The following is a 1,806-nucleotide window of genomic DNA, read 5'->3' on the forward strand; positions in this document are numbered from 1 at the left end:
ACGCCACCGGCCAGCCGATAGGCGGTGGCATCGGGCATTGCTTCCGGCCGTCGGTAGCGCGCCGGGAGCAAAGGGGATCTGAATAAGGCGGCGCGCGCCGCCTTTCTATATGCCTCTTCCGCGCCCGCCACTCGAAACTCGCGCCCGAATCGGCGATGATGGCATGAATGACCAGGCCCGCTTCGCGCCAGGTCATCAGGGTCTTGATCGTCATTGCACCCAGGGCACGCCACGGGAGCGTGGGCGTCCCGCCCACATGCGGGCCAGTGGCCCGCGCTCCCAGGAAAATGGCCGGAGTGATGATCAAGGCCGTCACCAGCGCCCGCTACCACACCTTGTAGGAGAGACTGACGATGCGTCCCGCACTGCCTGTAGTCGCTGCCGCCTTCCTGACCCTCGGCCTGTCCGGTGCCGCCCTGATCCAGGCGGAAACCCAGTCCGAGAAAATGCTGGACGCGGCGGCCTTCGCCGAATCCGAAGACCCGACCCAGGTCAAAGAAGAAAAAGCGATCGAAAAGAAAGACGGGATGGATGCCCCCGCAGACACGTCCAGCGTGGCAGCGCCTGCCGCGAGCGACGCGGTCGAGGCGCCCGCCAAGACCAAATAAGCGCCCCGGCGGCGGACGGAGCCCCGCCCGCCACTCACCCTTGGCGTCCGTCGCATGCAATCGAAACACCAACAATGAACAACACCATTGCAACCTGCGTTTGGCCCGGCGTCGCGCATGCGACCCGATTCCTGCCCCGATGGTTGATCGGCGCGCTGGCGACACTCGTACTCGCAGCCTGCGCCTCATCACCAAACGACCCGACCGGTGTCATCTCGATCACCGTGAAACCCGGCGACACCGGCACCTGCGAATCGACCCCCTGCCAGGTGAACCTGATCATGCCGCCCGGCCAGGGGAACTTCGAGGTCACCGGTAACGAAGTGCGGGTCGGCAGTTTTCCGGCCGGCCAGACGGTGAACCTGGGCGGTTATTGGCAGTCCCAGAAGTTCGCCATCGTCGGCGCCGGGGTGCCGCCGGCCTACGTCTACATCACCGCGCCCCAGTGAACCCGGACGGCGCTGTCGCCCGGCGCGCGTCAAAGCGCCAGCGCCAACACCACCGCATCCTCCCGCCCATTGCGCGCCGGGTAATAGCCCCGGCGCGTGCCGATCTCACAGAAGCCCTCCGCGGCATAGAGTTTGCGCGCGAGTTGATTGGACGCCCGCACCTCCAGAAAGGCCGTATCCGCACCGCGTTCCCGCGCCTGAGCCAGGAGGCGTCTGAGCAGCCGTCGCCCGACACCCAGACCCTGCCACTGCGGATGGACGCAGATATTGAGCACATGACACTCGTCCGCTCCGATGGACATGACCGCGTGAGCCACCACCAGTCGGCCCAGATCCGCGACCCAGCAGTTGTAGCCCACCCGCAGACACTCCCGAAAGACCTCCTTCTCCCAGGGAAAGTCACAGGCTGCCGCCTCGGACAGCATGATCGCGTCGAGATCGGGCTCGCGCATGGGTCTAAAAGCAAAGTCCGGCCCCAGTGCCGCAGCTTTCATAGGTCTCCAATCTCGGATGGATACGGCCACTGAGGCCACACGATTCGCGCTCTCGGGCCTTGATCATCGTTCCGGACGGTCCGCACAGCGGACCCTACGGGAAAACCGTGATCGGATCGGGTCGGGGTGACGGGATTGCGCCCGTCACCCCTCCCACACCACCGGACATGCGGTTTTCCGCATCCGGCGGTTGAGCCTAGCGGGCTGTGCCCGCAAGCGTCCACCGAGATGAACGCCCATTGGACCCCTTCTTGC

At 65.6% G+C, this 1,806-nt stretch carries 4 protein-coding genes; 2 read left to right on the forward strand and 2 right to left on the reverse strand.

Features of this window, described 5'->3' with window-relative positions; genetic code table 11:
• On the reverse strand, positions 1 to 214 hold a 214-nt coding region (locus QZY03_RS29575; protein WP_295587578.1), incomplete at its 3' end, for a hypothetical protein.
• 139 nt (positions 215 to 353) lie between these two features.
• Here QZY03_RS29575 and QZY03_RS29580 point away from each other — a divergent pair.
• Positions 354 to 608, forward strand: a complete 255-nt coding sequence (locus tag QZY03_RS29580; protein WP_295587580.1) for a hypothetical protein — start codon at positions 354 to 356, stop codon at positions 606 to 608.
• 74 nt (positions 609 to 682) lie between these two features.
• On the forward strand, positions 683 to 1,057 hold the full coding sequence (locus QZY03_RS29585) for a hypothetical protein (RefSeq protein WP_295587582.1): 375 nt from the start codon (positions 683 to 685) through the stop codon (positions 1,055 to 1,057).
• A 29-nt stretch (positions 1,058 to 1,086) separates the two neighbouring features.
• On the opposite strand, the gene rimI is transcribed toward QZY03_RS29585, so the two are convergent.
• Complete coding sequence (gene rimI / locus QZY03_RS29590) at positions 1,087 to 1,551, reverse strand: ribosomal protein S18-alanine N-acetyltransferase (protein WP_295587584.1); 465 nt, start codon at positions 1,549 to 1,551, stop codon at positions 1,087 to 1,089.
• Between the last annotated feature and the right edge of the window lie 255 nt (positions 1,552 to 1,806).

The sequence above is a fragment of the uncultured Lamprocystis sp. genome (assembly GCF_903933125.1).
Lineage (GTDB): Bacteria > Pseudomonadota > Gammaproteobacteria > Chromatiales > Chromatiaceae > Thiodictyon.

Coding starts and splice junctions, on each gene's coding strand:
- QZY03_RS29580 (WP_295587580.1), top strand. CDS start 354: ATGCGTCCCGCACTGCCTGTAGTCGCTGCCGCCTTCCTGACCCTCGGC.
- QZY03_RS29585 (WP_295587582.1), top strand. CDS start 683: ATGAACAACACCATTGCAACCTGCGTTTGGCCCGGCGTCGCGCATGCG.
- rimI (WP_295587584.1), bottom strand. CDS start 1,551: ATGAAAGCTGCGGCACTGGGGCCGGACTTTGCTTTTAGACCCATGCGC.